Consider the following 25,446-nt stretch of genomic DNA (forward strand, 5'->3'; position numbering starts at 1 on the left):
TATTCTCTCGTTCTCTCACGAATAGTTTTTTGCAATGACCGTTTGCCGAGGCGTCCGCGGGGCGACCACCGTTGAAACCGACGATCGCGACTTAATCCTGACGGCGACCCGACAAATGTTGGGGCTGATTATCCGTCGCAACGGCATCGAGTTGACGGACATCGCCAGCGCCCAGTTCACGGTCACGAACGATTTGAGCGCGGAGTTTCCGGCGCTGGCCGCACGGCAATTGGGGTGGTTGGAAGTTCCGCTATTGTGCGGTTACGAGATTTCCGTACCGGGTTCGCTGCCCCGGTGCATCCGCATCCTGTTGCACTGGAACACGGACAAACCGCAATCGGAAATCCAACACGTCTATTTGCATGATGCGGTGAAATTGCGGCCTGATCTGTCGACCTTGCCCGCCGTCGATTTCGAAGAACTGGAACGTTGGATCACTGAACGGATGGAGGAGTAGAAGTTTTGCCTGCGCCATCGACATCATCACGCCGACGTTCGCGACGCGCGGGCGTCCGCTGGGCGGTCCATCCTGAATGGAGTGCTACTTGGGCTGCGTACGTTGTCGCCACCGGCGCCCCGTGCATTGATCCGAAAACCGAGTCGCTGTTGATCGGTCCGATCGCGGACATCAACGACCGGCTGCTGTCCGCGTCGATCGATGTTGGCAGTTTCTGGAAGCATTACGCCGCGTCACGTTTGAACGATGGCGAATTAGAGGAGGCGACCGCACTGGCACTTTTGGCAGCCGGTTGCGGCGAAATGCAGCTGGAACAAACAGTCAAGATCATCAAGAATCGATTGATCGACGCCCGATCAGCGTTCCAAGGTCGGTACCCGAAATTGGCCGAACAGTTGGAACTTCGAGGTCGTCCGCTTAGGGAGCGTTGGGACACCTACGGTGAAGGCCTGCTGCGAGAAGTCGAACGACAGATTTGGAACAACAGCCCGCCCAGCGATTGGTGGCCGACGCGAACATCGGGATGGCTGGTTCAGCCGCTCGTCGGTGGCAGCGGCGACTCTGACGAAGCGAACGAACGGTTCTGGATTGAAGCGATGTTGACCGACGCGGACCCGCTGGTGCCCGAGGTCGTTCGCGTGGCGTGGTTGGTGACGCGGATAGCGATTGGCAATCACAATCGGCAACGTTCCGGAGAAACGTCATTGATGGTTCCATGGCAGCTTGCGTCGGTCCCGTTGGTATTATCGGCGGCTGCCGAAGTCGAACTGGTCCGTGGCGACACGCTTCCGATCGCTCGAGCGATGGAATTGTGGAAGTTCGGTGATCCAGCGGTTGCCGAGCGATTGACGCTCTGGTGGAACGAATTCGTCAGCACGAAGACGCCATTGCCCGTTGCGCTGAAAAAGCTTGCCGTCTAGCCATTTGCTCGGCGTGAAGCCTCGATCGGGGACATCGTCGATGTTTGGCAAACAAGTCCCCTCCATGTCGATGCCTTCTTGCCGCTAGAATCTCGGTCGGTTTGGAAAACCCCCTTCGTCAAAACTCACTAACCCCTCATTGATCCCGTGCTACGCTCCCACACCTGCGGCCAACTCCGTAAAGAACACATCGGAACCGAAGTCACCCTCTGCGGATGGGTGGAAAGCAAGCGAGATCACGGTGGTGCGGTCTTCATTGACCTTCGTGACCGGTACGGTCTGACGCAGGTCGTGATCGGCCCGCCCGAAGCAAACGCGGCACTGATCACCGAAGCGGGCCGAGTTTCTGCGGAATCGGTGATCCTGATCCGCGGCAAAGTCGCCAATCGACTGGAAGGCAAGACGAACGCCAAGCTGGCGACCGGCGATATCGAAGTCCGCAGCGAGCACTTCGAGGTCCTCAACCCGTGCGCGACGCCGCCCTTCACGCCCGGTCAAAGCGACCTGCCCGGCGAAGACCTGCGATTGAAGTACCGGTTTCTGGATCTTCGCCGACCGGCAATGCTGCGAGCCATGGTACTTCGCAGCAAAATCGTCAAAACGATGCGTGACTATTTCGCCGAGCACGACTTCATCGACGTCGAAACCCCGATCCTTGGACGTAGCACTCCCGAGGGAGCACGCGATTATCTGGTCCCCAGCCGCGTGCATGCGGGCAAGTTCTATGCGTTGCCGCAGTCGCCGCAACTTTACAAACAGATTTTGATGGTCGCCGGTTTCGACCGCTACGTCCAAGTCGCCAAGTGTTTCCGCGATGAAGACTTGCGGGCTGATCGCCAACCCGAGTTCACGCAGCTTGACTTGGAAATGTCGTTCGTCGATCACGAAGACATCATCGGTTTGATCGACGGTTTGGTCGCACGTTCGGCGAAAGAGGTGTTGGGCAAGGAAGTCAAATTGCCGTTGCCCCGTTTGACGTGGGACGAAGCGATGCGGCGTTTCGGCCACGACGCGCCGGACTTGCGATTCGGAATGGAGATCGTCGATTGCACATCGGTTGCGGCGAAGACCGAATTCCGCGTTTTCCGCGGAACCGCCGACGCTGGCAACTTCGTTCGTGGCATCAACGTCAAGGACGCCGCCACCAAATACTCACGCCGACAAATCGATGAGCTGACGGAATACGTCAAACATGATTTTGGTGCCAAAGGCTTGGCGTGGTTCCGTGTCGAAGACGACGGAACCCTTTGGAGCCCGATCAGCAAGAATCTCGAACCCGAGCATCTGGCCGAATTCAAAACGCTGATGGCTGGCGAACCGGGCGACATGCTGATGTTCTTGGCGGACTCTTGGGAAGTCACTTGCAAAGGTTTGGCCGGACTGCGCAAACGATTGGCGAACGAATTGGGGCTGATCGATCCCGAAGTGCTCAATTGCAGTTGGGTGACGGAGTTCCCGATGTTCGAAAAGGACGAAGAAACGGGGCGTTGGAACGCCATGCACCACCCGTTCACCGCACCGCTGAAAAGCGATCTGGCGATGCTGACCGAGTCGCCCGAAAAGTGTCGCGCCCAAGCATACGACTTGGTCATCAACGGCAGCGAAGCTGGTGGCGGTACGATCCGGATTCACGACGCAGCAACTCAGTCGAAGGTCTTCGACCTGCTAGGCATCGATGAAGCGACGGCCGAAGACCGTTTCGGATTCCTGCTCAACGCGTTGAAGTTCGGTGCGCCGCCGCACGGCGGAATCGCGTTGGGCATCGACCGCTGGGTGATGTTGTTCGCAGGCTTGGACAACATTCGCGAAGTCATCGCGTTCCCGAAGACCCAAAAGGCCGCCGACATGATGACCGAGGCTCCGGGCCGAGTGGACACGGATCAATTGACCGAGCTGCACCTGCGGTCGGCCAAGGTCGTTAAGTAGGCATTCGCCGCGTTCTTTTTTCTCTTTCCTGAATTCATCGCATCATGGCAGCCACTTATAAAGACGCGGGCGTCGACCTGGATGTCTACGCCGAATCCATGAGCCGGTTGCCTCGGTTGATGCATCGGACATTCAGTCCGCGTGTCATCGCCAGCGACGGCGGTTTTGCCGGACTGTTTCAGCTCGATTTTGCGGGCAAGCTCTTTGCACGCAACTATCAAGAACCGGTTTTGGTCAGTGGTACCGATGGCGTCGGAACGAAATTAAAAATCGCGCAGATCACCGGGCGGCATGATTCGGTCGGCATCGACTTGGTCGCCATGTGCGTCAACGACTTGCTTTGCACCGGCGCCGAACCGCTGTTCTTCCTCGACTACGTCGCAATGGGAAGAGACGATCCGGCGCGACTGGAAAAAATCGTCCAGGGAATCAGCGACGGTTGCGTTGCTGGTGACATGGCGCTGTTGGGCGGCGAAACGGCGATCATGCCCGACATGTACGCTACCGAAGATTACGATTTGGCCGGTTTCGCGGTGGGAGTCGTCGAGCGGAAACGCTTGATCGACGGCAAGCAAATCGGCGAGGGCGACGTTGTGCTAGGTCTGGCTTCCAGCGGCTTGCACAGCAACGGCTTTTCGTTGGTGCGAAAGGTCATTGCCGATGCAGGACTGGGCTGGGACGATGCCCCCGAAGCGTTGGGCGGCGGCACTTTGGCGGACGTGTGTTTGACGCCAACAAAAATTTACACGTCGGCAATCCGAGCGGTCCAGTCGCATTACCGTGTCAAACAAGTCTTGCACGGACTGGCCCACATCACGGGCGGCGGGTTCGAAGAGAACCTTGATCGCATTTTGCCAAAAGGTGTCGACGCGATCATCGACGCCGATGCTTGGACGCCACAGCCGATTTTCAAGTGGCTCCAAGAAACCGGCGAAATCGAAACATCAGAAATGCGGCGCGTGTTCAACATGGGCATTGGGATGGCGGCCGTGGTCAGCGAATTTTACGCGGCCAACATTGCCGCCCAGATTCAATCGCTCGGAATCGATTGCCAACCGATCGGCAAAATCGTTTCCGGAAACGGCACCGTCCGGTACGCCACTTAGTCTTCAAAGGTTGCCACCGCGACGCCGTTCGCGGGATTCTGAACTCTTGTGTTGTACTCGCGAGCGGCGTCGCTTGGGTGCCAAGGATTGCTCGTCACATGACCAACTATCAATACCACGATGCGTCCAAGATGATCGACCACGCGCTGCTGAGTCCAACGTTGGACAAATCGGCGCTGGAAGCAGGATGCAAGATGGCGGCCGCCTACGATGTGGCCAGCATTTGCATCATGCCGTACTACTTGGCACGATGCGTTGAAATTTTAACGCCGACGACCGTGCTGCCCAGCACGGTGATCGGCTTTCCCCTGGGCGGACAAACCACATCAAGCAAAGTCGCCGAAGCCAAGACCGCCGTCGCCGACGGAGGCGTCGAGTTAGACATGGTCGTCAACATCTCGGCGGTGTTGAGCGGAAATTGGACGCTGGTCGCTGACGAAATCAAGGCGATCGTCGACGTCGCTCATGCATCAGATCGCAAGGTGAAAGTCATCTTCGAAAACTGTTATCTCCAAGAGGATCATAAGATTCGATTGTGCGAAATTTCTTGTGACGCGGGCGCCGACTGGATCAAAACTTCAACCGGCTTTGGCACCGGCGGCGCGACGATGGATGACCTGCGATTGATGGTGGCTCACGCCAAGATCCCGACCCAAGTAAAAGCGGCCGGTGGCGTTCGCGACTTAGCCACGCTTTTGGAAGTTCGCTCTCTGGGCGTGACTCGCGTCGGAGCCAGTGCGACGGCGGCCATCCTGGATCCGGCTCGGAAGGAACTCGGACTGCCGCCGGTCGATCTGGGCGACGGCTCAGCGCTGCCCGGGTATTGATTCTCGCCTCGCTGACATCGGATTCGCTCGCCATCCGTGGGGCATCGCCTAGAAAATCTGGAATTGCGATTGTGTGAACCGGCGATTGGCTTGACTGGACTTAGGGGGTGTCTAGCCTAGAGATTCCCCGAGCGGGTTTACGTAGTCGGAATACCGCTCGCACCAGTGACCCGTCCGACGACCGGCCTCCAGTCGCGTGAGCATTCAGATGAAAATCAGGTTCCAACCCATCCTCTTCACCGCGCTGTGTTGCGCCGTTGTTGTCGGTAACGCAAAAGCGGATCAAGCGAATCAGGAAGCCGAGCAAACGCAGGTTGCCGTTGCTCAAGTTGACGCCGAGCCACTTCCGGCCGACAACGTCGCCTACTTTTCGGATTCGCGTCAAGTCAAAGTCAAGCTCGACTTGCTCTCAGCCCTGCAAGACGAAGCTACCGAGCTCGCCAACGCTCAGGTAACGGTCGTTCGTCCCAGCGGCAAGACGTCTCGGCTCAAACCCGACAACCGGGGTGTCGTGACGATCGACAATGTCGAATCGGGGCTGAATGTTCTGACCGTGTCCAGCGACCGCGTCCACGGCACCACGGTTCTGAATTTCAAGAAACAGCCCGCCGCCGCTGACCAAGATGATTTGTCGCTCGCGCCCGACGCGGAGCCGACTCAAATGACGCTGCTGAAGATCAAGGCTGAAACGCTGCGTTCGGCACTCGATCGCATCGCAGACATCAAGGGCATGTCGAAATCTTCGATCAACTTGGACGACGTTGGCGACCGTTTTAACTACCGCGTGAAGCTCGGTGCCGATGGCCTGCTTCTCGGTCGACTCGTTCTGGTGGATCGCAACGATCAGACCTCCATTAACGATGTCAACATTACGATCTACTTCAACGGTAACCAGGTCGGAAGTACGACCAGCGATAGCGATGGAAACTTTGAGCTGACCGGCGTGCGACCTGGCGTTCACGGACTGGTCGCTTCCGGGAAAGCGGGATATGCGGCGTTTGCGTTTCGGGCCAGCGCAATGTCTGGCGTCGTTGACACGTCGACAGCGCCCAGCACATTGGTTTCCACCGCCGTTCAATCCACAGACGTCTTGCCCGTCGTGTTGGTACCGCCGACGATGATCACGAACGTGGTCGAATCGATCACCAAATACTACCCTCGCCTGAACGAACCATCGGTCGCCGAGCAAGCGGATCCACTGGTCAACAGCGATACGATCGGGGACCCGATCGGCCCAATCGGATCGGGCGCCGGATCGGCACCCTACGGTGGCGCGCCGATGGGCGGCGGGGGATTCTCGGGTGGCGGAAGTGGTTCCGCTGGGCTCGGTGGCGGCAGCGGCATTGCAGGGCTCGCTGGCACAGCAGCGGTGATCTCCGCGATTGATAACAACGACGACAACGCTGTCGTCACACCATCAACGCCGGTATCGCCATCGGTTCCGGCCAACTAGTCAGATCTCCCACCGACATCACCGCTAGCGAGAGTCACACTGCTGTTTCAAAACCGCGACCAAAGCGGCGGGGTCGTCGTGCGTGTAGGCGACATCGGTCGTTGACTTCGTTGCCAACGTTTTGACTTGGCAGCGTGATTCCGCCCATTCGTTTCCGCCGGCGACGATGGCGGCGGTGAAGCCTCGACCGTCCGCGTACTTCAATTGAGCACCCAGCTTTTTTGAGTCCGGATAAACCTCGACTCCGACTCCGTTTGCCCTCAGATTCGCCGCCATCTTTAAGTAATCGTCGCGGCGATCCTCGTCAAAGTAGACGATCAAAACCGGTGCCGGCGTCGATGCGACCGGCAACAGGTTCAGTTGCTCCATCGCTGCCAACAGACGATCCAAACCCAGCGAAGCACCGATGCCGGGCAAATGCTGTTTGGTGTACATGCCGGCCAAGTTGTCATAGCGACCGCCGCTACAGATGCTGCCGATTTCAGGCAAATCGTCGAGCGTCGTTTCGAAAATCGCGCCAGTGTAGTAATCGAGTCCGCGGGCGATCGAGACGTCGATTTTCAGCCGACGCGTGGGAACGCCCGATGCAACCGCACCGCGATAAATCTCGGTCAACCGCACGATTCCCTCAGCGGCCGTTTCGCTGCCTGCGGTGATCTCGGGCAAGCGGGCCAAAACCGCTTCGGCATCACCGTCACACGCAGCGAGTGCCAATACGGCGTCCGCTTGTTCGGATGAAATTTCGGCGACTCGGCACATTTCTTCGTGAGTCTTCTCGCGGCCGATTTTCGCCAACTTGTCGAGGCTTCGCAGTACCGGAACTGTCTTGTCCGCCAACCCATGCAACTCGAGCAGACCCGACAGGATGACGCGATTGTTGATGCTGATCGTGAACCGGTCGAACCCGATCGCTTCGAGCAAATGGTTGATAACGGCAACGGCTTCTATGTCGGCCAAAACCGAAGTCGTACCGATCGTGTCGAAGTCGCATTGAACGAATTCCCGATAGCGACCGGCTTGGGTATTCTCGCCGCGCCACACCGGGGCAATGTGATATCGCTTGAACGGAGTTCCCAAGACACCAATGTGCTGGGCCGCAAAACGGGCAAGCGGGACCGTCAGGTCAAACCGCATCCCGACATCCCGTCCACCGTTGTCTTGGAAGCGATAAATTTGGCGGTCGGTTTCGTCGCTGCCCTTACCCGAAAGGATCTCCAGATATTCCAACACCGGCGTATCGATCGGGGCGAAACCGAACGATCGAAACACTTCACGAGCCGTCTGCATCATCTGCTCGCGAGGCATCATGACGGCGGGCAAATAGTCGCGGAAGCCCTTCAGTGTGCGAGGTTGAATCAACGACATGCCGGCAAATGACTTTCAAAAAACGTTTGGTCGGTAAAGATTGCCAGTCAGAACGCTGGCTTAACAGCCTGTTGAAAAAGGCTGTTAGGCAATCGGCAAACCGGATGGTTTCCGGCTTCGCAACGAGTGTTCCGGTTTTCGATCGGGTTCCGGGAACTGGGGGCCGAACAGGGCGTCGGCGTACTCGTCGATTTGCTCGGGACTCTCAAAGTACTTTTCGTAACACCAATCGTCTTCGAACTCGCATTCCGCCGTCGTGTAATCACGGCAAATTTGAGGTCGAGTTTCGTAGATGCCACACATATAGTCGTCGCGAAGGTGCTTGCAGGTCGTGTGGACCAACAAATACCACGTCGTGTCTTCCACAAACAAAGTCGCCCGATCGTGCAACAGGTACCATCGCATGAAATCGTAGTCGCGGCGGACTTCCGGTTCGTCGATGCCCAACGCAAAGTAGTGACAGCACTTGGCGGTGCAATGTTCACAAAGATTTGCAGCTTCGGGATAATCGCTGCGGCGACGCTTGGCGGGTAGAGAGACGACGGACATGTTGGCATCCAAGGCGGTGGTCGACGGCCCAGATCGCGGGCCAAGGTTGCCGAAACGGTAACAAAGCCTGCCCGGGGTCGGCAAGTCGGGCGAGTCATAGAATACTGTGTCGACAGGGCTGGTCGAGTGACGGAGCCCATTTTGTCTCATCGGGAGTCGCGAATCGTGGAAGTCGTCATCACCGCCCTGGGGCCCGACAACGTCGGCCTCGCCGACCCCATCATTCACCACGTCACCGGTCGCGGCGCACGGATCGCTGAGATCCAGATGTATGACCACGACGAAGCCCACCTGTTCGCAATGATCTGTCGCATCGATATTCCCACCGCAGAATACGAACCGTTGGTGGATGCGATGCGTCAAATCGGCGATCACACTCGATTGGCGATCCGCGTGTGGAGTAGCCAGCGTCGACCCGGCCGAAAGCCGCGACTGGCGATCTGTGGCACATTCGTCGAACACACGCCTCGTGCGATGCTAGAAGCCATCGCCGACGGCACCATCGACGGCGAAGCCGCCGTGTTGATTTCGAACCGAAAGAAGCTGGCTGGCTTGGCGGCTGAGTTTGACGTTCCGTATCGGATGATTGGAAATGAACAGGGCGCCGCCGACGACGCGAAAATGGTTCAGGCGTTAGACGATTTCGACGTCGACTATGTCGTACTGGCTCGCTACATGCGCGTCTTGCCTCCATCGACGTGTTGGCAGTTCGCCGGTGGACGCATCGTCAACTTGCACCATGGATTGCTGCCCGGGTTTCCCGGCTTCCGTCCCTATCATGATGCCTACGCCGCCCGCATGTTAACGTTCGGCGCGACGTGCCACTTCATCATTCCCGAACTGGATGCCGGCAACCAAACCATCAACCAACGCACGTTTTCGGTGTCACCGGGTACGCCCATCGACGACATCATCGCACGCGGCGAACGAGAAAACGAACCGGAGTGCTTGGTCGAAGGTGTTCGTCGCGTGATCGACCGCGAAGTCGACTTACACTTTCATCGCGTTGTGGCCCGAACCACGAAACGGAGCGATTGAGTCCCAGGGCTGATCGGTTTTAAATTTTGGGCAACGATCGTCGTGGATCACTCCGCCGTTCCAATGCCTGGAACACGTTGGATTGCGGAGCAAGCCAAGACGATTCGAACTACCCAGTTTCAAAAACTGATTTGCCCTGACTGAGCCCCGTGCTTAGTTGAATCCGAGCTTGCGATCGGTCAAAGTGGGGGTCACGACGGGATCAACAGTTTGCTTTCGCTTGCCAGCGTTCGTTCGGAGACGCCCATGAAACCTTCTGAGAATGCAGCCAAAGTCACCGAAGCGGCGCCATCTTTGCAGCGTCAGACTTGGCAAGTTGGTTTGTTGGTCGTCGCGATCACGGTGCTGTCGAATCTTCCGTACAAGTACGCGAACTCGGCAAACAGCGGCTATGCGGCGATCGAGTCGGTTGTCGACTTTCCGATTCAAATGCCCCCAGTACCAAGGATGGCCGGTTGGCCATTCCGATATCTGATTCAGTACCCATCCGACGATGCGTACGCGAACCGTTCACCCGTTTCCCGATTTGCCGTCGTCCCCCTGGCAATGAATCTTGGGTTGGCGTTGTTGGTCGCTATCACATTGGCGGTGTATTCCCGTCGTCGGTCGAACCGGGGCCAGACCGGAGTTCGCACGTTGTCCATCGGCGACCTGCTGGTCTTGACGACGTTTTTGGCCATCGGCTTTGCGTGGTGGCAACACCTGGGCAGTCTCGCCAAACGCGATGCCGACCTGCAACAACGGATCCGCTCTGCTGGTGGCGGTGTTGCCGTCTCGGCATGGGTTCCTCAATTTCTTGCCGAACGGATCCCGTCATCGCTGCGAGATCGCCTCGTTCGAATTCACAGCGTCAGAATCGAGCATCCCAAGATCGACTTACTTCAGTCGATTTTCGAACTCAATGAATTGCAAGTGGTCCGTGTCGGAGGCAACGAGTTCGACGAGTCGCAACTGCATTCCCTTGGCAGCAACCCTCATATCTTCGACCTACGCGTCGCCGGTCGTCCGCTCGACGCCGGCACGATCGAGATGATTCAAAGCCTGCCGAATTTGCGGACACTGAACTTGATGCGGACGAGTGTCGATGCTCAGGACATCCAGGGACTGACCGGCATCGAACGATTGAATCTGATCCATAGCGATGTTCGGCCCTCCGAAATCGAAAGACCCGAGTGGTCTCGATCGCTGGTCGAACTGCGAATCGGACATCCCGGCCCGGGCGGCGAGCCGGAATCGCTGCTGCTATCGGATTGGCCGCGATTGAAGACGCTGGCCGTTGAGGAGTTCGATACGCTCGCCAATTCGGATGCGATGACTGTTCGTTTGCAACGGATGCCGATGCTAGAAGAAGTCCGCTTGGACACGTTCCAAAAATTTGCGTTGGAACTCGGCGATCTCCCCAAACTGACAAAGCTTTCCGACAGTCAGATTCAATGGGAAGCCCGCGTCCCTCGCGGTGGCAAATCGCCGGGACAGATTTGGTGCAGTACGATCGAGATCCGTAACGCGCCGGAATTTGAAGAATTGTATTTTTTCATGCCGGATATGGAACGGTTGATCCTACGGGAGACCCCCAAATTTAAAGGCGCATTCGTTGGCGCTTATTACAAGACTTATAGAAACCAACCCTACGAAACAAACATCAAACCCGCGGCCATCCAGGCAGTCTTGGAAGGATTGGGGGCAAGCGACGGTCCCGAGCTTATCGACTTGGACGCTGTGCCGCTGGCAAACGCCGACCTGTCGCCGCTGGCAAAGAACGCCCGCATCCGTGATCTTCGTTTGTCCCAAACCGGAACCACACTGAAGCAGTGGAAATCTCTTGAAGACCTAACCGAATTGGTTCGCCTGGACCTGCACGAATCGCAAAGCGACGAAAAAGCCCTCGGCTGGATTCTCGATACGTTTCCGAAACTCCAGCATCTAAGTATTTCGCCAAAAAATGATGACAACTTTTTCATGCGATCGAACGAGACGACACTTGAAATCGTTGACCATGCCAGCATTCGCGAACTGGATCTAAAACCGTTTTCGACCGAGATTTTTGGCGATGTTCGTATATTCAATTCGCCGTCATTGTCGATCGCACTTTCGCTCGGCTATGTCCGAAAACTGGAAATTATCGGTGCGAATTCGATCGCGGGATTGTCATTGCAAAGCCCGTTTCCCGAGAACGCGACGATCGAGCGACTGGATTCGGCAAATTTTTTCGCCGTCGGCGGACCGGGCGTGACGGACAAAACCACAGAGGCGATTGAGGGTTGCAAGACGATGGACACGCTGACGCTGGCCTACCCGAACCTTTCGACCGAGGCGATCGAACGACTACCAATCGGTCCGACAACATCGTCGCTGAGCTTGCCCGGCACGTTGGTCACGGACGAAATCGCATTGAAGTGGCCGAAACTTCCCTTCGTAAAACACTTGGATTTTCGAGACACAGCCATCACCGAAAAGACAATCAATCATTTGTGCAGCGGTGGCATACCGTATCGAATGGTCCTCGATCGCACAAAAGTGGATGTGAGCGACATCTCAAAATCAATGGACTTTTCTCAATTGAAGGCACTCTCGCTGGCGAACGTCAACATCGGCGGCGAAACGATGAAGCGGATCCTCAAAGACGCTTCCCTAGAGTACTTGAACCTTTCCGGCAACACGCTCGACGACGATCTGTTGTCGGCTCTGATCGCCAGCGCCGGGAGACTTGAAATTTTGGTGATGCGTGACTGCACCGTCGATGAAAAGAAGTTCACCGAACTGGCCAATCAAACTCGCATCGTATTCGACATCGATGGCACTGATTTTCCAACCGCGTTGATGACGCGACTTTTGTCGTCCCAGCGAATCGTCGAAGTCGAGCAGTGGCAGATGCAAAAGGCAATCACTCAACAGCAACAGTCCGGTCAATCCATGCAATGGTTTCGATTCGGTGCTGCACCAACGGATGCGTTGATCGACATCGACCGATTCGCCGACCTATACAACCAAGTCTCTGCACCGGAGCCCCTATGATCACTCCGAAAATGTTGACACGGATGCTGCTAGCTGCAACCGGATTCATCGCAGTGACCGGTTGCGGCGATCCGATTTACGACTCCAATCCGTGGCGTCCATCGTCCACGGCCTTGGCAACAAATACTTCCGAAGTCGACGCGAGCTCGGAAAAGTACCAGTGGCCATTGGTGGGCACTGGGTACGTGATCGCGAAGCCCGTTCCAATGGCTTACGTGACGGCCTTCGACGAAAAACTGCAGGTGCCGGATCGGACAACCGCCGAAACCGTCCCTTGGTCCAGCGAAGGACTTTCCGATCAAGCCAAGCGTTATCTGGAGGATGCCTTTGCGACCCACTCTTCCGAATTCACACCCACTGTGACGTTGGATCCGAAAAGCTTTGTGGGGCCACAAGCGTTCGATGTTTCCGTCGACGGGACACGAATGATCGTGATCGACGATCAAGGTCTGGCGATGTATCGGACCGACGACGGAAAGTTGCTGGGGCACCGTGACTTGCCGCCAGCGTTCCAAAGCGGCGCCAACGCCGCCAAAGCAATCCGGTTCTGTGGTACCAGCAAGGACATGCTAGTAGCGTCGGATGCGTTGATCGTTCGGATCAGCAGCAAAGACGGCTCGGAAATCGGCCGCTGCGACGGAATTGGCGAGCCCATTATTCATTGGCAGGTCACCGACGATGACGAATCCATGATGATGCTGGGCGAGTCCGGGAAAATGCACGGCGGTGATCCGCAATTGACGTCGGTCGAAGCCTACCACGTCGGTCAACGCATCACGTTGCGGGCAGCCTCGCTCAGCCCCGACGGCAAACGCATCGCGACCGTCGTCGATTCGAAACCGCGCATCTATTTGTTGAAGAACCATCGCATCGTCGATCAAATCGATCCGCCCAAAAACGTGCAACTGGATCCGAACATCTCGATCGCCTGTGGGCACAACAGCGACGCTTGGTCCGATGGCGACGGAATCGCGTATCATGTGACCGACCGTGACGAACCGGACAATCTTTATGCTTATCGAATGAATTGGAAACCGATTCAAATTTCGATGATGAAACAAGCTGACGACTATTTCAGCCCGCTGATTTGCGTGGCACATCGAATTGTTGACGGTCGCAAGCAAGTCATTCTGTTCAGCCACTATGCATATGGTCGCGGCCACTCCCTGCCCATCGTGTTGCCCGAAGTGCCGATCCGGTTTTCCCACAGCCGCGCCGGCGACGTCGTTGCCGTCTGTGACGGTCGAGGCATCTCGGTTGGTCCACGACATCCGTTTGCCCCCACCTCGCCAATTTTCACGAAACAATTGGTGGTCAAATCGATGAACGATGCCGATTTCGATTCAATCGATCGGATGATGGCGATCATCAAAACTCAGTCGCGATTTTGCTTTCGTCGCACGCCGGAAGAACTCCGCAGTGCCCTGATCGATGCCATCGCGAATCGCTGGAACGCGTCCGAGGGAAGCGACGAAGAGGCCGCGAAAGAAGAATTGGTCCGATTCCAAAAGTGGCTCGACGACGGCAGCGAGACGGCGATCGCCGCGAATGGACTTCGCTTGTATCGCCTGGCTTGGCAAGAACGACAGAAGACCGAATCTGGCCGCGGCGGCCAGTCGAACTGGGACAGTTACAAGCAGAAGTGTGTCGAGGCGCGTGACGCGCTGAAAAAAATCTGCGACGGCCCGTCCCCACCCCTTCAAGCGCTCGATACGCTGATTCAGACCACCCTGGAAACCAATGGCAAACTCGAGGACGTGGATGTCTATTGCGAAAAGGCATGCCGACTCTATCCGGGCGAGGCGACGCCTCATCGTGCGCTCAGCTTCAAGCTCTTACCGCAATGGTTCGGTGAACCGGGTACGGCACTTAGTTTGGCGCCCGCGGTTGCAAATCTTCATGAACGGCCCGTGTCGGATCTGCTGTACACGAAACTGACGGCGTATTTGGTTTTCAACATACAGAGCGGCGATCCTGCGTCATGGCGTTCTTATGATCCCATCCGCATCTCGCGTGGAATCGACGAATGGATCCGCTGTAACGAACTCGCCAGTGACGATCTTTGGAATCTTTGGCTGTACCTAGTCTTCAATCACAGTGATCCTGAGACGGCAAACCGACTGCTGAACTACTTGTTAGAAACCGATTCAGCTCCACCGAGCCAGTACACGGGCGCTCGGTTTGCGCAGCATCTAAGCACGATTGATGCCGCCGTAACAGCAGCCCACCAGACGGCGAAGTGACCGAAATCAGCCTGTGTTCGCTTTGCTTGGCGTCCGTTCGCTTGACTGCTATTTGGATGATTGCTGTTTAGGTTCCCGGGGCCTCGGCGGCTTTTTCTTCGGCCGAACTGGCCTTCAAGTAGCGTGGCACCAAGATCATTGGGTCGGTGAAATCCCCCCTGGCTGCGGCCAGATTCCCCAGGATTCCGACACCGATCGCGTCGCATGTCCCTTCGAGTCGGCGATCTTCGGCATCGCCGAATGGCTTGGCGTCACCCGCAAGCGCCAACGGCGTATTATCCGAACCGACCGCAGTGGGCAGGTCGGATCGGAACTCCGACAAGCTGCGGACGCCAACACAGTCTGGGATCGCCGACCAATCGTTCAGATCGCTAGTCGCAGATGGCAGCAGCATTCTCCTCGTGAATCGGCCCTCGAAAACCTGGCCGCGAAACGCATCGAGGGCGACCAAAACTTCTCCCAACTCCGGGTCCGCGTGAAATCGGGCAGCGGCGATCGCGGCGAGTGAATCAACGGAAACCAGCGGAATCCCCAGCGCGTAGCACAGCGATTTTGCCGTCGTTACGCCGATTCTTAAGCCCGTAAACGAGCCCGGGCCAGATGCGACGGAAACAAAATCGATGCTCTGACCCGACGATTTTACGCCCTCTAAGATCGAACCGATCACGGTCGTGAGGGTTGCGGCAGATCGCTGGCTTGGATCAAGGGAGACGGAATCAAGGACACGATCCTTCAAAAAAAGCGCCACCGACCCCGCTCTTGATGTCGTCTCGATCGCCAGTTGCAGGCTATGCTGTGCACCGCGGGATGAAGCGCGAGGATCGCCACTGGTGGGATTGTCGTTCAATTTTTATTCCCTCTACAATTCGGGTTGGACCGTTTGTCCAACGTCAACTCCATTGCTGCCCAGGAAATCACCGGTGAAGCGAGCGCTCATTAGCGACATCCACGGAAACCTCGAGGCTCTCGAGGCGGTCCTGGCCGATATTGAGACGATGTCGGTCGACGAGATTTACTGTCTCGGTGATATCATCGGCTACGGCCCCAATCCTTGCGAGTGCCTTGATCTGGTCATTCGACACTGCAAGGCGACAATCTTGGGAAATCACGACCAGGCCGCGCTTTTCGACCCGGACGGATTCAATCCGATGGCGTTGCAGGCGATCTACTGGACACGCGACCAATTGGACAACGGCCCCGGTTCGCCGGCCCAGGTCAACAAGCGATGGGACTTTCTTGGCGAACTGCCGCGCCAGATCGACGAAGGTGACTACAAATTTGTCCACGGTTCGCCACGCGACCCCACTAACGAGTACGTGTTCCCCGAGTACGTGTTCGATACGCGGAAAATGGAAATCCTATTCGGCAAAGTCACCCAGTTTTGTTTCATGGGGCATACGCACTTGCCCGGCGTGTTCACGACTGAGTGTGAATTCATTTCGCCCGACGAATGCGACCACGTCTATAAATTGGGCCGCGACAAACTGCTGATCAACGTCGGCAGCGTGGGACAACCTCGCGACGACAACAATCGATCGTGCTATGTCATCGTCGACACCGATGAAATGTCGTTGACCTACCGCCGGGTTGACTATGATCGAGACAAAACCGCTAACAAGATCTACAACGTGCCTGACCTGTCCGATGCGTTGGGCGATCGGCTAAAACACGGTCGCTGATTTCGATCGGTCGTCGTTCCTTCACTCCCGCTTTCCGCATCGCAAAAACTGTGACACGCACCGCGATTCTCAGCGACATCCACGGCAACTTGGCCGCACTCGAAGCCGTCCTCGAAGACGTTCGTGGCGAGAACGTGGACCGAATCGTTTGCCTGGGTGATGTGATCGGATACGGACCATCACCCTGCCAATGCCTGGACAAGGTGATGGAGTTTGATTTTTGTGTCTTAGGGAATCACGACAGCAGTGCGCTGTTCGATCCCGAAGGCTTTAACATGGCGGCCGAGCAGGCGATCTTTTGGACTCGGTCCCAAATCGAATGCGGCCCCGATGGCCCCGAAGCCAGCAAGCGACGGATGAAATACCTGTGTTCGCTGCCGCGACTGGTCGAAGAAGATCGCGCGATGTTCGTTCACGGTTCGCCGCGCAGCCCAACCAACGAATACGTTTTTCCAGAAGACACTCAAAATGTCAAGAAAATGGAGAAACTCTTCTCGCTGGTAACGCACGTTTGCTTTCAAGGCCACACGCATGTGCCCGGCGTCTTCACCAACGATTTGCGATTTGTCCGCCCAATCGACACAGGCTCGGGCTACGTTGTCTCGGATCCACAGCAGCGTTTTCTCATCAATGTCGGCAGCGTCGGACAACCGCGCGACGGTGATTCGCGAAGTTGCTACGCCATCTACGACGAAGAACGTGTCGAATTTCGCCGCGTGGTCTATGACGTCGAACGGACCGTCCAAGCGATCGAGGCCGAGCCCGACTTGGATGACCTATTGGGATATCGGTTGCGCGAAGGCAGATAGCACGCAGCGACGATCAAGTGGCTATCGATCGAAGACGTCAACGCCGAAAGATTCGAGCTCGGTGACATGCTTCGCTTTCGCTTTCTCGTCGATTGGGTTTTCTCCCAAATAGACTTCTAGGTAGGGCGAGAATCGTCGGTCGCGCTCAAAGTCTTTCTTGCACATGTCGACCAACGGCCCAAGATCTTTGACGCGGTTACGCGACATCATCAACATGTCCAGCTCGTTCAAAGTGGACAACGGTTGCAGCGACTCGACTTCGTTCCCCGAAATATCCAACGACGTCAGCCAACCGAATTTAGCAAGGGGCGACAGGTCGTTGATTCGATTGTTGGATACATCCAAGGACCACACTTTGGTCAGGCTAGAAAGCGGATCCAGTTTCGACACTTGGTTGTCGGCAACATAAAGCGTGCGAAGATTCGACATCGCCTCGAGCGCGGTTAGATCATCGACTTGGTTGCCGGAAAGATCCAGCAACTGCATCGACACCAACTTTTCGAGCGGCTTGAGGGCTTTGATTTTGTTGCCCGCCAGCGTGACGGACTGCAAACGCAACAGCCCAGCGATGGGCGTCAGGTCGCTGATTTGATTGTCTTCCAGATCCAACATCATCAGCGACTTGCAGTGCTCCAGGCCGCTGAGGTTTTTGATCTGCTTGCCCTTGCCAATCACGCGTGAAATGTTGGCGACGTCGGACGCCGCGATGGGTGCCTGACTGTTTCGCTTCGCGAATACCTCGGCGCGGACGGCTTCCTCAAGATTCTTGTCCGCGAAGATGGAAACCTCCGGCGGCGACTCGGGCTTTGCTTCGCTTTTGGCTTCGGGCGTTCCTTCCGCAGGCTTTACGACGGCAGGCTTGTCCTTTGCCGCTTTCTTGCCCTTCTTTTTCGGCGGATCATCGGCGAGCGAGGAATGGACGAGGACCAATGTCAACAAAAGAAACGTTGCAGAGGAGTTTGCAGAAAATCGCATGGCGGGTCGGCACGCATAAATGGAGGGAAGCTGGCTTGAACAACTTCCCACCATTGTAAATCACTGAGCGATCGGATGTCCCGGGGGTGGTACATCCTCTAGGTCGAGTGCTTTGCTCGCAGATAGATGTCCCGACTAGCGGTCGCGAGGGTCGGTCAAACCGTCTGCCAAGCGACGCAGGGCTTCGGTTTCGATCTGGCGAACGCGTTCTCGCGTCAGCCCCAGTTCGGCTCCGATTTCTTTCAACGTCTTGGGCTCGTCGCCGTCCAACCCGAATCGCAATTTCAAAACAACGGCTTCGCGCTCTTCCAGGTCGTCCAACAGTTCCATCGCGTGACGCAAGATGTCGTGATCGAGCATCTCTTCGTCGGGCGATTTCAGTCGTTCGTCCATCACCATTTCGCCCAACGACCATCCCGAATCGGTTTGATCGCTTTGCGGAGTGCTGTTGCTGATCCGGATCGCCTTGCGAATGATCGGCAACTTCTTTTTGGGCAAACCCAATACGCGTGCAACTTCTTCGTTGGTCGGCGTGCGACCGAGCTCTTCGTTCAATCGTGCGGTGGCTCGACGCCACTTGCTCAGCAGTTCGACCATGTACGCAGGGATGCGAATCGTCTTTGCACTGTTGATCAGTGCCCGTTTGATCGATTGCTTGATCCAATAGCTGGCGTAGGTGCTGAACCGTGTGCCCACCGCTGGGTCGAAGCCTTCGACGGCACGCAGCAGGCCAAGGTTGCCTTCTTCGATCAAGTCTTGCAAGCCGAGGCCTTTGCCGGTGTAGCCGCGAGCGATGTTCACCACCAATCGCAAGTTTGCACGGACCATCCGGTCACGCGCCATCACGTCGCCCTGTGCAATGCGGCCGGCAAGTTCCTGCTCGTCATCCGCCGTCAACAACGCGGTTTCGTTGATCTCGCGAAGATAAGTCTCAAGAGGCGACTGGGCCGTTCGTGACGTCGACGGGGTTTTGCGACGCGTGTTGGAAACGGCTTCCTTCAGCTCCGCGTCTTCTGAATTGACGGCTGTATCGAATTGACTCATGGATTAACGCCACGCAAGAATCGCTGGGATCGACTCGGCGTTGGTTGATGCCCAAACGGTGCCACGCAATGGCAACCAGGTGGAGGATGGTCGCCAAGCACTGTCGGTTCAATCGAACAAGAGCTGATCCCAAACCAGGGAGATGGATTGGGTGAACAAACATTTCATCGGCCCGTTGACGTTCGTTCCTGCAAGAACCATTTCCACTGACTAGATGTGACGTCCATTCCGATCGGCCCGGTTGGTTCGATAAACTCGGTTTGTCGCATCGTGTACCCGTTACTGCGACGGGTACACGATCACCGCTCAGAAATCGCTTGACATCACCGAATCACGCAAACGTTCCACAACGGAACAGCCTTACAAGCGAAGAGTGTCGCCGAAAGCTATTGAACTCTCTTGAACTCTCCGCAAGCTCCGCGGTGGATTCGAAAACGATCGGCAGTGCATTAGCCACCAAGATCATCAACAGCTTGAATGTCGGCCCACGTCAGCCCGAAACGCGCTAAGTACTTTCGCAATCGATCCGCATCGTTAGGCCGGACCTTTGCTTGCCGCGATATCTGAAACAATTCACGCCCCGCAGCCGACAAAGACTTTGATTGGCGACATACGCGAATGACGTCGGCGAGCTGACTTTGATCAAAGCGATCGATCTCGGCCACCCGCTCGCTGCCAAGGATCGACGACAAGTCGCTGGTGGGTGAATCGGCAAGCTGTGTCCTTTGCCAACTGGCCCGCAGTCGATCGATTTCCTCGGCCACCAACGGCGCAGTGATGCGACCGCCAACTGCTAGGGTCGCCATGCGAGTCACCGCAGCGTTCAGGTCGCGAAAGTTTGACTGCCATGGCGTCGACGGATCGTTGGCAAAATCGACAAATGCGGAACGAGCCTCTTTGCCGATCGTCACCTTCTGGCCACTGGCACTGGCGAACTGCTGCAGTTCGAAATCAAGGTTGGGATCGATGTCCGCGCGTCGCTCGGACAATCCGGGCAATCGAAACGACCAAAGATTGATTCGGGCCAGCAAGTCTTCACGAAACCGACCCGACGCAACGTCCGCGATCAAGTCTCGGTTTGTCCCCGCGATCAGTTGAAAGTCGCTACGCACCAAGCGATCCGATCCGACCGGCGTGAACTGTTTATCTTCGATCGCACGCAGCATCATGGCCTGTTCGTCCAAACACAATTCGCCGATCTCATCCAGAAACAACATTCCGCCGTCCGCCGATTTCAGCAGCCCCACACGATCGGAACTTGCCCCGGTAAAAGCACCTTTCACGTGGCCGAACAGCGTCGACATCGCTTGATCGCCGCGGATACATGCGCAGTTGACTTCAACCAACGGTCCCTCAATCTGGCGTCGACTCTTCTTAAGTTCGTAGATTCGTTTGGCAAGCTGTGTCTTCCCCGCACCGGTGGGTCCCGTCATCAGAATCGGTGCATTCGTTGCCAACGTGACCTGCTCGATACGATCGATCAATTGATTGAACGACTTGTCTTTCGTTTCGATGCCCCGCTTGAGAATCGATCGCGCCTCGTCGTGCTCCTGCCCGAATCGCTCGGCCAATTGATCATAGCGGGAAAGGTCCAAATCGATGATTTGATAAGTCCCCTGGACCGACGCTGCTTCTTTGCGTCGATTGCCGGGCGGCGGTGACGTTTGAATCAAACGGGCTGGCAAGTGCCGTGATTCGGTCAGCAGAAAGAGACAGATCTGGGCGACGTGTGTGCCGGTGGTGATGTGCACCAGATACTCTTCGCGATCGGTATCGAATGAGTAGTCGCGGCTGAATTGATGCAACGACGCATAAACCTCTTCCAAGTCCCAAGCATCTTCCAACGAAATCATGTGAGACCGAACCGATGTCTCCGGCGAGACCGTTTCTATGTCGGCGACAACCTGGCCGGCCAGGGTGTTGAATCGATTTTCCGCGATCAGCTCAAATCGGTCCACGACCAAATCGGGTTGTTGGCAGACCGCAACGGACGGCCGCCAGCCCGCCCAACGGTCGTGGCCGCGCCGCGGTTGGTCGAGATGGACGCCAAGCAGCCCCAGGACAACAGTTTTCTTTTTCATATACGACAGTATACAACACGAGATTCTGCGATGCTTTTTCAGCGATACAGATAACAGGGGACGGAAGATGCAATTTCCATAACACGTTTATGGCACGGCACTTACAAAACGGAATCGAGGTTTGGCACGGTTCTCGCTGTATGGAAGTCCAGACTTATCACTTTGAATGACGCCTGCCACTGGCAGCCGCATTCGACAGCCCCCTTTTCCCGAAGGCCACCATGACGACCGAAACCAAACGCTTCACCTACACGGGCCCCGCAATGGTTTCCACGGGTGAAGCGACCGCAATCCTGCCGACCGAAACGACTCCCCCGATTCGCATTTTCGGAACCGAGTCGATTCGAGAAACGTTTGACGTCCTGTGCATGCAACAAGCGATCAACTCGCGGACGGCACCAGGCGTGACCGACTTGGTTTTGAACCCGGACGCCCACTGTGGATACGGAGCGCCGGTCGGATGCGTGATGGTTTCGCCGACGCACATCTATCCCGGCCCCGTTGGCGTGGACATCAAGTGCTCGATGAGCCTATTGCAACTCGACTTGCCCGCCGAAGCGATCGAGGACCGCAAGACTCGCCGCGCATTGATCTCGGCGATTTGCCAACGCACGCCCACCGGCGCCGGCCGCGGACAACGAAGCGTGCCCCAATCGCGGCACGTCAATCGAACGCTCGGTCAACAGTTGGTTGTCGAAGGCGCAAGCCGCGACGTTTGCAAAGCACTGGGGATCCCAACGGACTGGGCCTTCCGATGCGAAGATTCGTTCCACGTCGGACACGACGATTCGCCGAAATCGCTTGAGTCCCGACTCGACGAGCTGCTGGGCCGCCGCGACATGACCAACTTCAGCGAAAAGATGCAACAACTCGGTTCCTACGGTGGCGGAAATCATTTTGGTGAATGCGAAGTCGTTGCAGTCGGCCAGAGCGATCGTGCTCGCGATACTGCCAAGGCGTTCGGATTGATTGACGGCAACGTCGCGTTCTTGTCGCATTGTGGATCGCGAGGATTCGGTCACAACTTGGCAACCGGCCAGTTCAACAGCCTGCAAACAAAGTTCGTTCGCTGGGGCATTCCGTTGCCCGCGGGTGATCGCCAACTCGTCTACGCTCCCTTGGGAACGGACGAAGCGAACGACTACTTGGACGACATGGCGTTGGGGGCAAACTTCGCGACCGTGAACCACTTGCTGATCAACTCCCTCGTACTTGAAGCATTCCGGGAAGTGATTCCCGGCGCCCAAGGAAATCTCGTGTACTTCATCAGCCACAACATTGCTCGAAAAGAAATCGTGGACAACCGGTCCGCGTGGGTTCATCGCAAGGGTGCGACTCGCGCGATGCCGGCCGGTCACCATTCGTTGGCCGAGACTCCGTTTGCAAAAACGGGCCACCCCATTCTCTTACCTGGAAACCCTCGCGACGGATCTGCGGTGATGGTGGCCGATGACGGTGCGGCAGCGTCGTGCTTCAGCGTCAATCACGGCGCCGGTCGAGTCCTTGGTCGCCGGCATGCGAAGCGGGTCCTGGACCAAACGACGGTGGATGCAGAGCTAGACGCCGGCGATATTCTGAGCAACTGTCGCAAGTATCCGATCGACGAAGCACCGGCTGCCTACAAGGACTTCAACGAAGTCCTGCGGTCGGTCAAGACGGCGGGACTGGCAAGCGAAGTTGCACGATTGAAAGCACGCTTTGTGATCAAGGACGCCAGCAAGGCGGATGATTGATGATTGAAATCAACGGCACCCGAGGCGAGGGCGGCGGACAAATCGTTCGCTCGTCCCTCGCCCTGGCCGCGGTCACCGGGCAACCGGTGCGTATCGATAACATTCGCGGTGGACGCACCAAACCAGGCCTGCTGCGCCAGCACCTGACCGGCGTCCGCGCGATCACGCAAGTATGCAGCGCCGCCACTCAAGGCGATGAACTCGGCTCAGCCACGTTGACATTCGAGCCATCCCGCGCCGTTGGTGGAAACTATACGTTCGAGGTGGGATCGGCCGGGAGCGCAATCTTGGTTGCGCAAACGATCCTGCCAGCACTGTTATCTGCCGAGGAAGCGTCGGTCGTGACGATCGGCGGTGGCACGCACGCATCCTGGGCGCCACCGTTTGATTTTTTCGACCGATGCTTTTTGCCGCTTCTTCGCCGCATGGGTGGAAACGTCGAAGCCACGATTCACGCCCACGGTTTCTATCCGGCTGGTGGTGGCGAGATCGAACTGCGGGTCGAACCAATCGAGCAATGGCAGAGCTTGTCGCTACTAGAACGTACCGGAACGCTACGACCTCGGGTGCAATCGCTTGTTTCCAAAATCCCGATCTCGGTTGCCAATCGCGAGTGCAATGTGATTCGCCGTAAAGCGAATTGGGACGCCAAGGTTTGCGAAGCGATCGAAGTGCCTCGATCGGGCGGTCCCGGCAATGTCGTGATGATCGAACTGGGCTTCGACAACGTTACCGAACTGTTCATCGGCATCGGCAAGGTGGGTGTGCGAGCAGAACAAGTTGCGAGGTCAACGTTGCGAGAGGCACGGTCGTACCTAGCCGGAAACTTTCCCGTCGGCCAGTACCTTGCCGACCAGTTGCTGTTGCCGATGGGCATCGCCGCAAGCTGTGGTCAATCGAGCGAGATGAGAACCGGACCGCTGTCATTGCACAGCCAAACGCACATCGAAGTTTTGCAACAAATGCTCGATATTGAAATTGCGGCAACGACGAATGCCGACCAATCGGTTCGCGTTAGCATTTCGCCAAAGCATTGATGCGACACCACCGGGACAGGACTCGGGAATGCAACCCTGCCTTAACGGCGATTAAAAATTTTTCTTAGCGCGTTTTCCGCGGCGGACTGTGAATTGACAGGTTCCTTCGGGCGCAGATGACTCGGCAATTTCTGAGGTTCTTTTGAACCCACACCCTCGGTGCCGTGCCCATCTCCAGCCACGCCGTCGATTCCCTCTGAAACGGTTTCCGAAGCACTGGGTATTTGGATCGTGGTTTCAAACTGAGGAACCGCTTCGGCATCGACAGTTTGGTCGACATGCGAACTGGGCGGAGAACTTCCCGAAAGAACGTTGTGACCCGCCGCAGCCATAATTTGTTCTCGATCAAGATTGCAACTCGCAGCCAAGTTCTCGAGTTCTTGCACCAGCGATTCCATTGTTACATCGCCAGGAGAACTCGAGTCGGAATCGATATCCGTGCTGATCAGGATTCGGAACCTGTCTCGTCCGATCTGGATCTTATCTCGATTCCGTAGCAAACACAGGTCGTTCTTTGGCAACGGCCGTCCATTTACGATCGTAGGGTTGCGGCTGCCAAAATCCACGATGGCGACAGCCCTGCGTCGCTGAATGATTGCGCAGTGCCGGCGACTTACCAAGCGGCTATTGATGCAAAGGTGCGCATCCGTCCGGCGTCCGATGTGAAAATCGGATCGGTCGATCATAATTTGATTACCGCGTCGATCGCCTGCACGGTAGACCAATACAACATTCATCAATAAGTACAGTGTTTGCATGAAATCGAACGCTAGGACTGACCGGGCCAGAATCGAACTGACATAGCGGGTCGACCTCGATCCCGCCGCACACCACTACGCCGCCGGCCACGCTATGGATGATGGTGCCCAGCAAAAATTCCGATGTCGATAACAAGACGGGACAAAAATTGGACTTTCGCCATCTCTTCATCTTTCGTGCGCTCCAGCTTCTCATTGTTCTGCAAGTCGATCGCATAGGGAGTGACATCACCCACACCCCATAAAGATCAATCGCGAAACTTGGAAAGATGCGATGGGATGATTGCAATGCGTCGCAAGACCGTGGAATGCTCCCCAAAACCTGATCCAGGGGTTATGAAAGTCTAGAGCCAATTCCGGCGAAGGATTTTCCATGAGCAAGAAACGACGACGACATTCACCCGAACAGATCATCAAGAAGCTACGTGATG

Annotated in this window: 20 protein-coding genes; 13 read left to right on the forward strand and 7 right to left on the reverse strand. The window is 56.6% G+C overall.

What is annotated here, in order from left to right:
* Window positions 1–34: 34 nt before the first annotated feature.
* From aroH to Poly51_RS27585, 6 genes are all read left to right on the forward strand, one after another.
* Window positions 35–457 carry a chorismate mutase gene (gene aroH / locus Poly51_RS27560; protein WP_146462172.1) on the forward strand — a complete coding sequence of 141 codons (423 nt, stop codon included), beginning with the start codon at window positions 35–37 and terminating at the stop codon, window positions 455–457.
* A 5-nt stretch (window positions 458–462) separates the two neighbouring features.
* Window positions 463–1,377, forward strand: coding sequence for a hypothetical protein (locus Poly51_RS27565; RefSeq protein WP_146462173.1), 915 nt, complete (start codon window positions 463–465; stop codon window positions 1,375–1,377).
* A gap of 147 nt (window positions 1,378–1,524) precedes the next feature.
* Window positions 1,525–3,303, forward strand: coding sequence for an aspartate--tRNA ligase (aspS, locus tag Poly51_RS27570; RefSeq protein ID WP_146462174.1), 1,779 nt, complete (start codon window positions 1,525–1,527; stop codon window positions 3,301–3,303).
* Between the two features lie 44 nt (window positions 3,304–3,347).
* Entirely contained in the window at window positions 3,348–4,409 is a 1,062-nt protein-coding gene (gene purM, locus Poly51_RS27575; protein ID WP_146462175.1) for a phosphoribosylformylglycinamidine cyclo-ligase, read from the forward strand.
* A gap of 98 nt (window positions 4,410–4,507) precedes the next feature.
* Window positions 4,508–5,236, forward strand: coding sequence for a deoxyribose-phosphate aldolase (gene deoC, locus Poly51_RS27580; protein ID WP_146462176.1), 729 nt, complete (start codon window positions 4,508–4,510; stop codon window positions 5,234–5,236).
* A 208-nt stretch (window positions 5,237–5,444) separates the two neighbouring features.
* Window positions 5,445–6,689 (forward strand): carboxypeptidase-like regulatory domain-containing protein, encoded by a 1,245-nt coding sequence (locus Poly51_RS27585; protein ID WP_146462177.1) that lies wholly within the window; start codon window positions 5,445–5,447, stop codon window positions 6,687–6,689.
* A 24-nt stretch (window positions 6,690–6,713) separates the two neighbouring features.
* Here Poly51_RS27585 and hisS read toward each other — a convergent pair whose 3' ends face one another.
* Window positions 6,714–8,048, reverse strand: coding sequence for a histidine--tRNA ligase (gene hisS / locus Poly51_RS27590; RefSeq protein ID WP_146462225.1), 1,335 nt, complete (start codon window positions 8,046–8,048; stop codon window positions 6,714–6,716).
* A gap of 90 nt (window positions 8,049–8,138) precedes the next feature.
* The gene (locus tag Poly51_RS27595) at window positions 8,139–8,603 is read right to left on the reverse strand and encodes a YkgJ family cysteine cluster protein (protein ID WP_146462178.1); all 465 of its coding nucleotides are present in this window, start codon (window positions 8,601–8,603) and stop codon (window positions 8,139–8,141) included.
* Window positions 8,604–8,768: 165 nt separating this feature from the next.
* Here Poly51_RS27595 and Poly51_RS27600 point away from each other — a divergent pair, with 165 nt between their 5' ends.
* The 3 genes from Poly51_RS27600 to Poly51_RS27610 all read left to right on the forward strand — a co-directional run bounded on the left by Poly51_RS27600 (window position 8,769) and on the right by Poly51_RS27610 (window position 14,899).
* On the forward strand, window positions 8,769–9,641 hold the full coding sequence (locus tag Poly51_RS27600) for a formyltransferase family protein (protein ID WP_146462179.1): 873 nt from the start codon (window positions 8,769–8,771) through the stop codon (window positions 9,639–9,641).
* A gap of 246 nt (window positions 9,642–9,887) precedes the next feature.
* The gene (locus Poly51_RS27605; RefSeq protein ID WP_146462180.1) at window positions 9,888–12,656 is read left to right on the forward strand and encodes a hypothetical protein; all 2,769 of its coding nucleotides are present in this window, start codon (window positions 9,888–9,890) and stop codon (window positions 12,654–12,656) included.
* Window positions 12,653–14,899 carry a hypothetical protein gene (locus tag Poly51_RS27610; RefSeq protein ID WP_146462181.1) on the forward strand — a complete coding sequence of 749 codons (2,247 nt, stop codon included), beginning with the start codon at window positions 12,653–12,655 and terminating at the stop codon, window positions 14,897–14,899. Before Poly51_RS27605 ends, Poly51_RS27610 begins: the two co-directional genes overlap by 4 nt.
* 67 nt (window positions 14,900–14,966) lie before the next feature.
* On the opposite strand, the gene tsaB is transcribed toward Poly51_RS27610, so the two are convergent.
* Window positions 14,967–15,746, reverse strand: a complete 780-nt coding sequence (gene tsaB / locus Poly51_RS27615) for a tRNA (adenosine(37)-N6)-threonylcarbamoyltransferase complex dimerization subunit type 1 TsaB (RefSeq protein WP_146462182.1) — start codon at window positions 15,744–15,746, stop codon at window positions 14,967–14,969.
* A 73-nt stretch (window positions 15,747–15,819) separates the two neighbouring features.
* Here tsaB and Poly51_RS27620 point away from each other — a divergent pair, with 73 nt between their 5' ends.
* Window positions 15,820–16,578, forward strand: coding sequence for a metallophosphoesterase family protein (locus Poly51_RS27620; RefSeq protein ID WP_146462183.1), 759 nt, complete (start codon window positions 15,820–15,822; stop codon window positions 16,576–16,578).
* Window positions 16,579–16,628: 50 nt separating this feature from the next.
* Entirely contained in the window at window positions 16,629–17,387 is a 759-nt protein-coding gene (locus Poly51_RS27625) for a metallophosphoesterase family protein (RefSeq protein WP_146462184.1), read from the forward strand.
* A 21-nt stretch (window positions 17,388–17,408) separates the two neighbouring features.
* Here Poly51_RS27625 and Poly51_RS27630 read toward each other — a convergent pair whose 3' ends face one another.
* From Poly51_RS27630 to rtcR, 3 genes are all read right to left on the reverse strand, one after another.
* Window positions 17,409–18,323 (reverse strand): leucine-rich repeat domain-containing protein, encoded by a 915-nt coding sequence (locus Poly51_RS27630; protein ID WP_246114820.1) that lies wholly within the window; start codon window positions 18,321–18,323, stop codon window positions 17,409–17,411.
* 174 nt (window positions 18,324–18,497) lie between these two features.
* On the reverse strand, window positions 18,498–19,406 hold the full coding sequence (locus tag Poly51_RS27635; protein WP_146462186.1) for a sigma-70 family RNA polymerase sigma factor: 909 nt from the start codon (window positions 19,404–19,406) through the stop codon (window positions 18,498–18,500).
* A 449-nt stretch (window positions 19,407–19,855) separates the two neighbouring features.
* Window positions 19,856–21,487: an RNA repair transcriptional activator RtcR gene (gene rtcR / locus Poly51_RS27640; RefSeq protein ID WP_146462187.1), complete on the reverse strand. Its 1,632-nt coding sequence runs from the start codon at window positions 21,485–21,487 to the stop codon at window positions 19,856–19,858.
* 221 nt (window positions 21,488–21,708) lie between these two features.
* Between rtcR and Poly51_RS27645 the strand changes: the two genes are divergently transcribed.
* The gene (locus Poly51_RS27645) at window positions 21,709–23,220 is read left to right on the forward strand and encodes an RtcB family protein (RefSeq protein ID WP_146462188.1); all 1,512 of its coding nucleotides are present in this window, start codon (window positions 21,709–21,711) and stop codon (window positions 23,218–23,220) included.
* Window positions 23,220–24,257: an RNA 3'-terminal phosphate cyclase gene (gene rtcA / locus Poly51_RS27650; RefSeq protein WP_146462189.1), complete on the forward strand. Its 1,038-nt coding sequence runs from the start codon at window positions 23,220–23,222 to the stop codon at window positions 24,255–24,257. Before Poly51_RS27645 ends, rtcA begins: the two co-directional genes overlap by 1 nt.
* A 41-nt stretch (window positions 24,258–24,298) precedes the next feature.
* On the opposite strand, the gene Poly51_RS27655 is transcribed toward rtcA, so the two are convergent.
* Window positions 24,299–25,015 carry an FHA domain-containing protein gene (locus Poly51_RS27655; protein ID WP_146462190.1) on the reverse strand — a complete coding sequence of 239 codons (717 nt, stop codon included), beginning with the start codon at window positions 25,013–25,015 and terminating at the stop codon, window positions 24,299–24,301.
* Window positions 25,016–25,446 lie beyond the last annotated feature (431 nt).

Source organism: Rubripirellula tenax, assembly GCF_007860125.1.
Classification (GTDB): Bacteria; Planctomycetota; Planctomycetia; order Pirellulales; family Pirellulaceae; genus Rubripirellula; species Rubripirellula tenax.

Coding starts and splice junctions, on each gene's coding strand:
- Poly51_RS27645 (WP_146462188.1), top strand. CDS start 21,709: ATGACGACCGAAACCAAACGCTTCACCTACACGGGCCCCGCAATGGTT.
- Poly51_RS27585 (WP_146462177.1), top strand. CDS start 5,445: ATGAAAATCAGGTTCCAACCCATCCTCTTCACCGCGCTGTGTTGCGCC.
- Poly51_RS27655 (WP_146462190.1), bottom strand. CDS start 25,015: ATGCAAACACTGTACTTATTGATGAATGTTGTATTGGTCTACCGTGCA.
- rtcA (WP_146462189.1), top strand. CDS start 23,220: ATGATTGAAATCAACGGCACCCGAGGCGAGGGCGGCGGACAAATCGTT.
- Poly51_RS27610 (WP_146462181.1), top strand. CDS start 12,653: ATGATCACTCCGAAAATGTTGACACGGATGCTGCTAGCTGCAACCGGA.
- Poly51_RS27635 (WP_146462186.1), bottom strand. CDS start 19,406: ATGAGTCAATTCGATACAGCCGTCAATTCAGAAGACGCGGAGCTGAAG.
- Poly51_RS27595 (WP_146462178.1), bottom strand. CDS start 8,603: ATGTCCGTCGTCTCTCTACCCGCCAAGCGTCGCCGCAGCGATTATCCC.
- deoC (WP_146462176.1), top strand. CDS start 4,508: ATGACCAACTATCAATACCACGATGCGTCCAAGATGATCGACCACGCG.
- aroH (WP_146462172.1), top strand. CDS start 35: ATGACCGTTTGCCGAGGCGTCCGCGGGGCGACCACCGTTGAAACCGAC.
- Poly51_RS27605 (WP_146462180.1), top strand. CDS start 9,888: ATGAAACCTTCTGAGAATGCAGCCAAAGTCACCGAAGCGGCGCCATCT.
- purM (WP_146462175.1), top strand. CDS start 3,348: ATGGCAGCCACTTATAAAGACGCGGGCGTCGACCTGGATGTCTACGCC.
- rtcR (WP_146462187.1), bottom strand. CDS start 21,487: ATGAAAAAGAAAACTGTTGTCCTGGGGCTGCTTGGCGTCCATCTCGAC.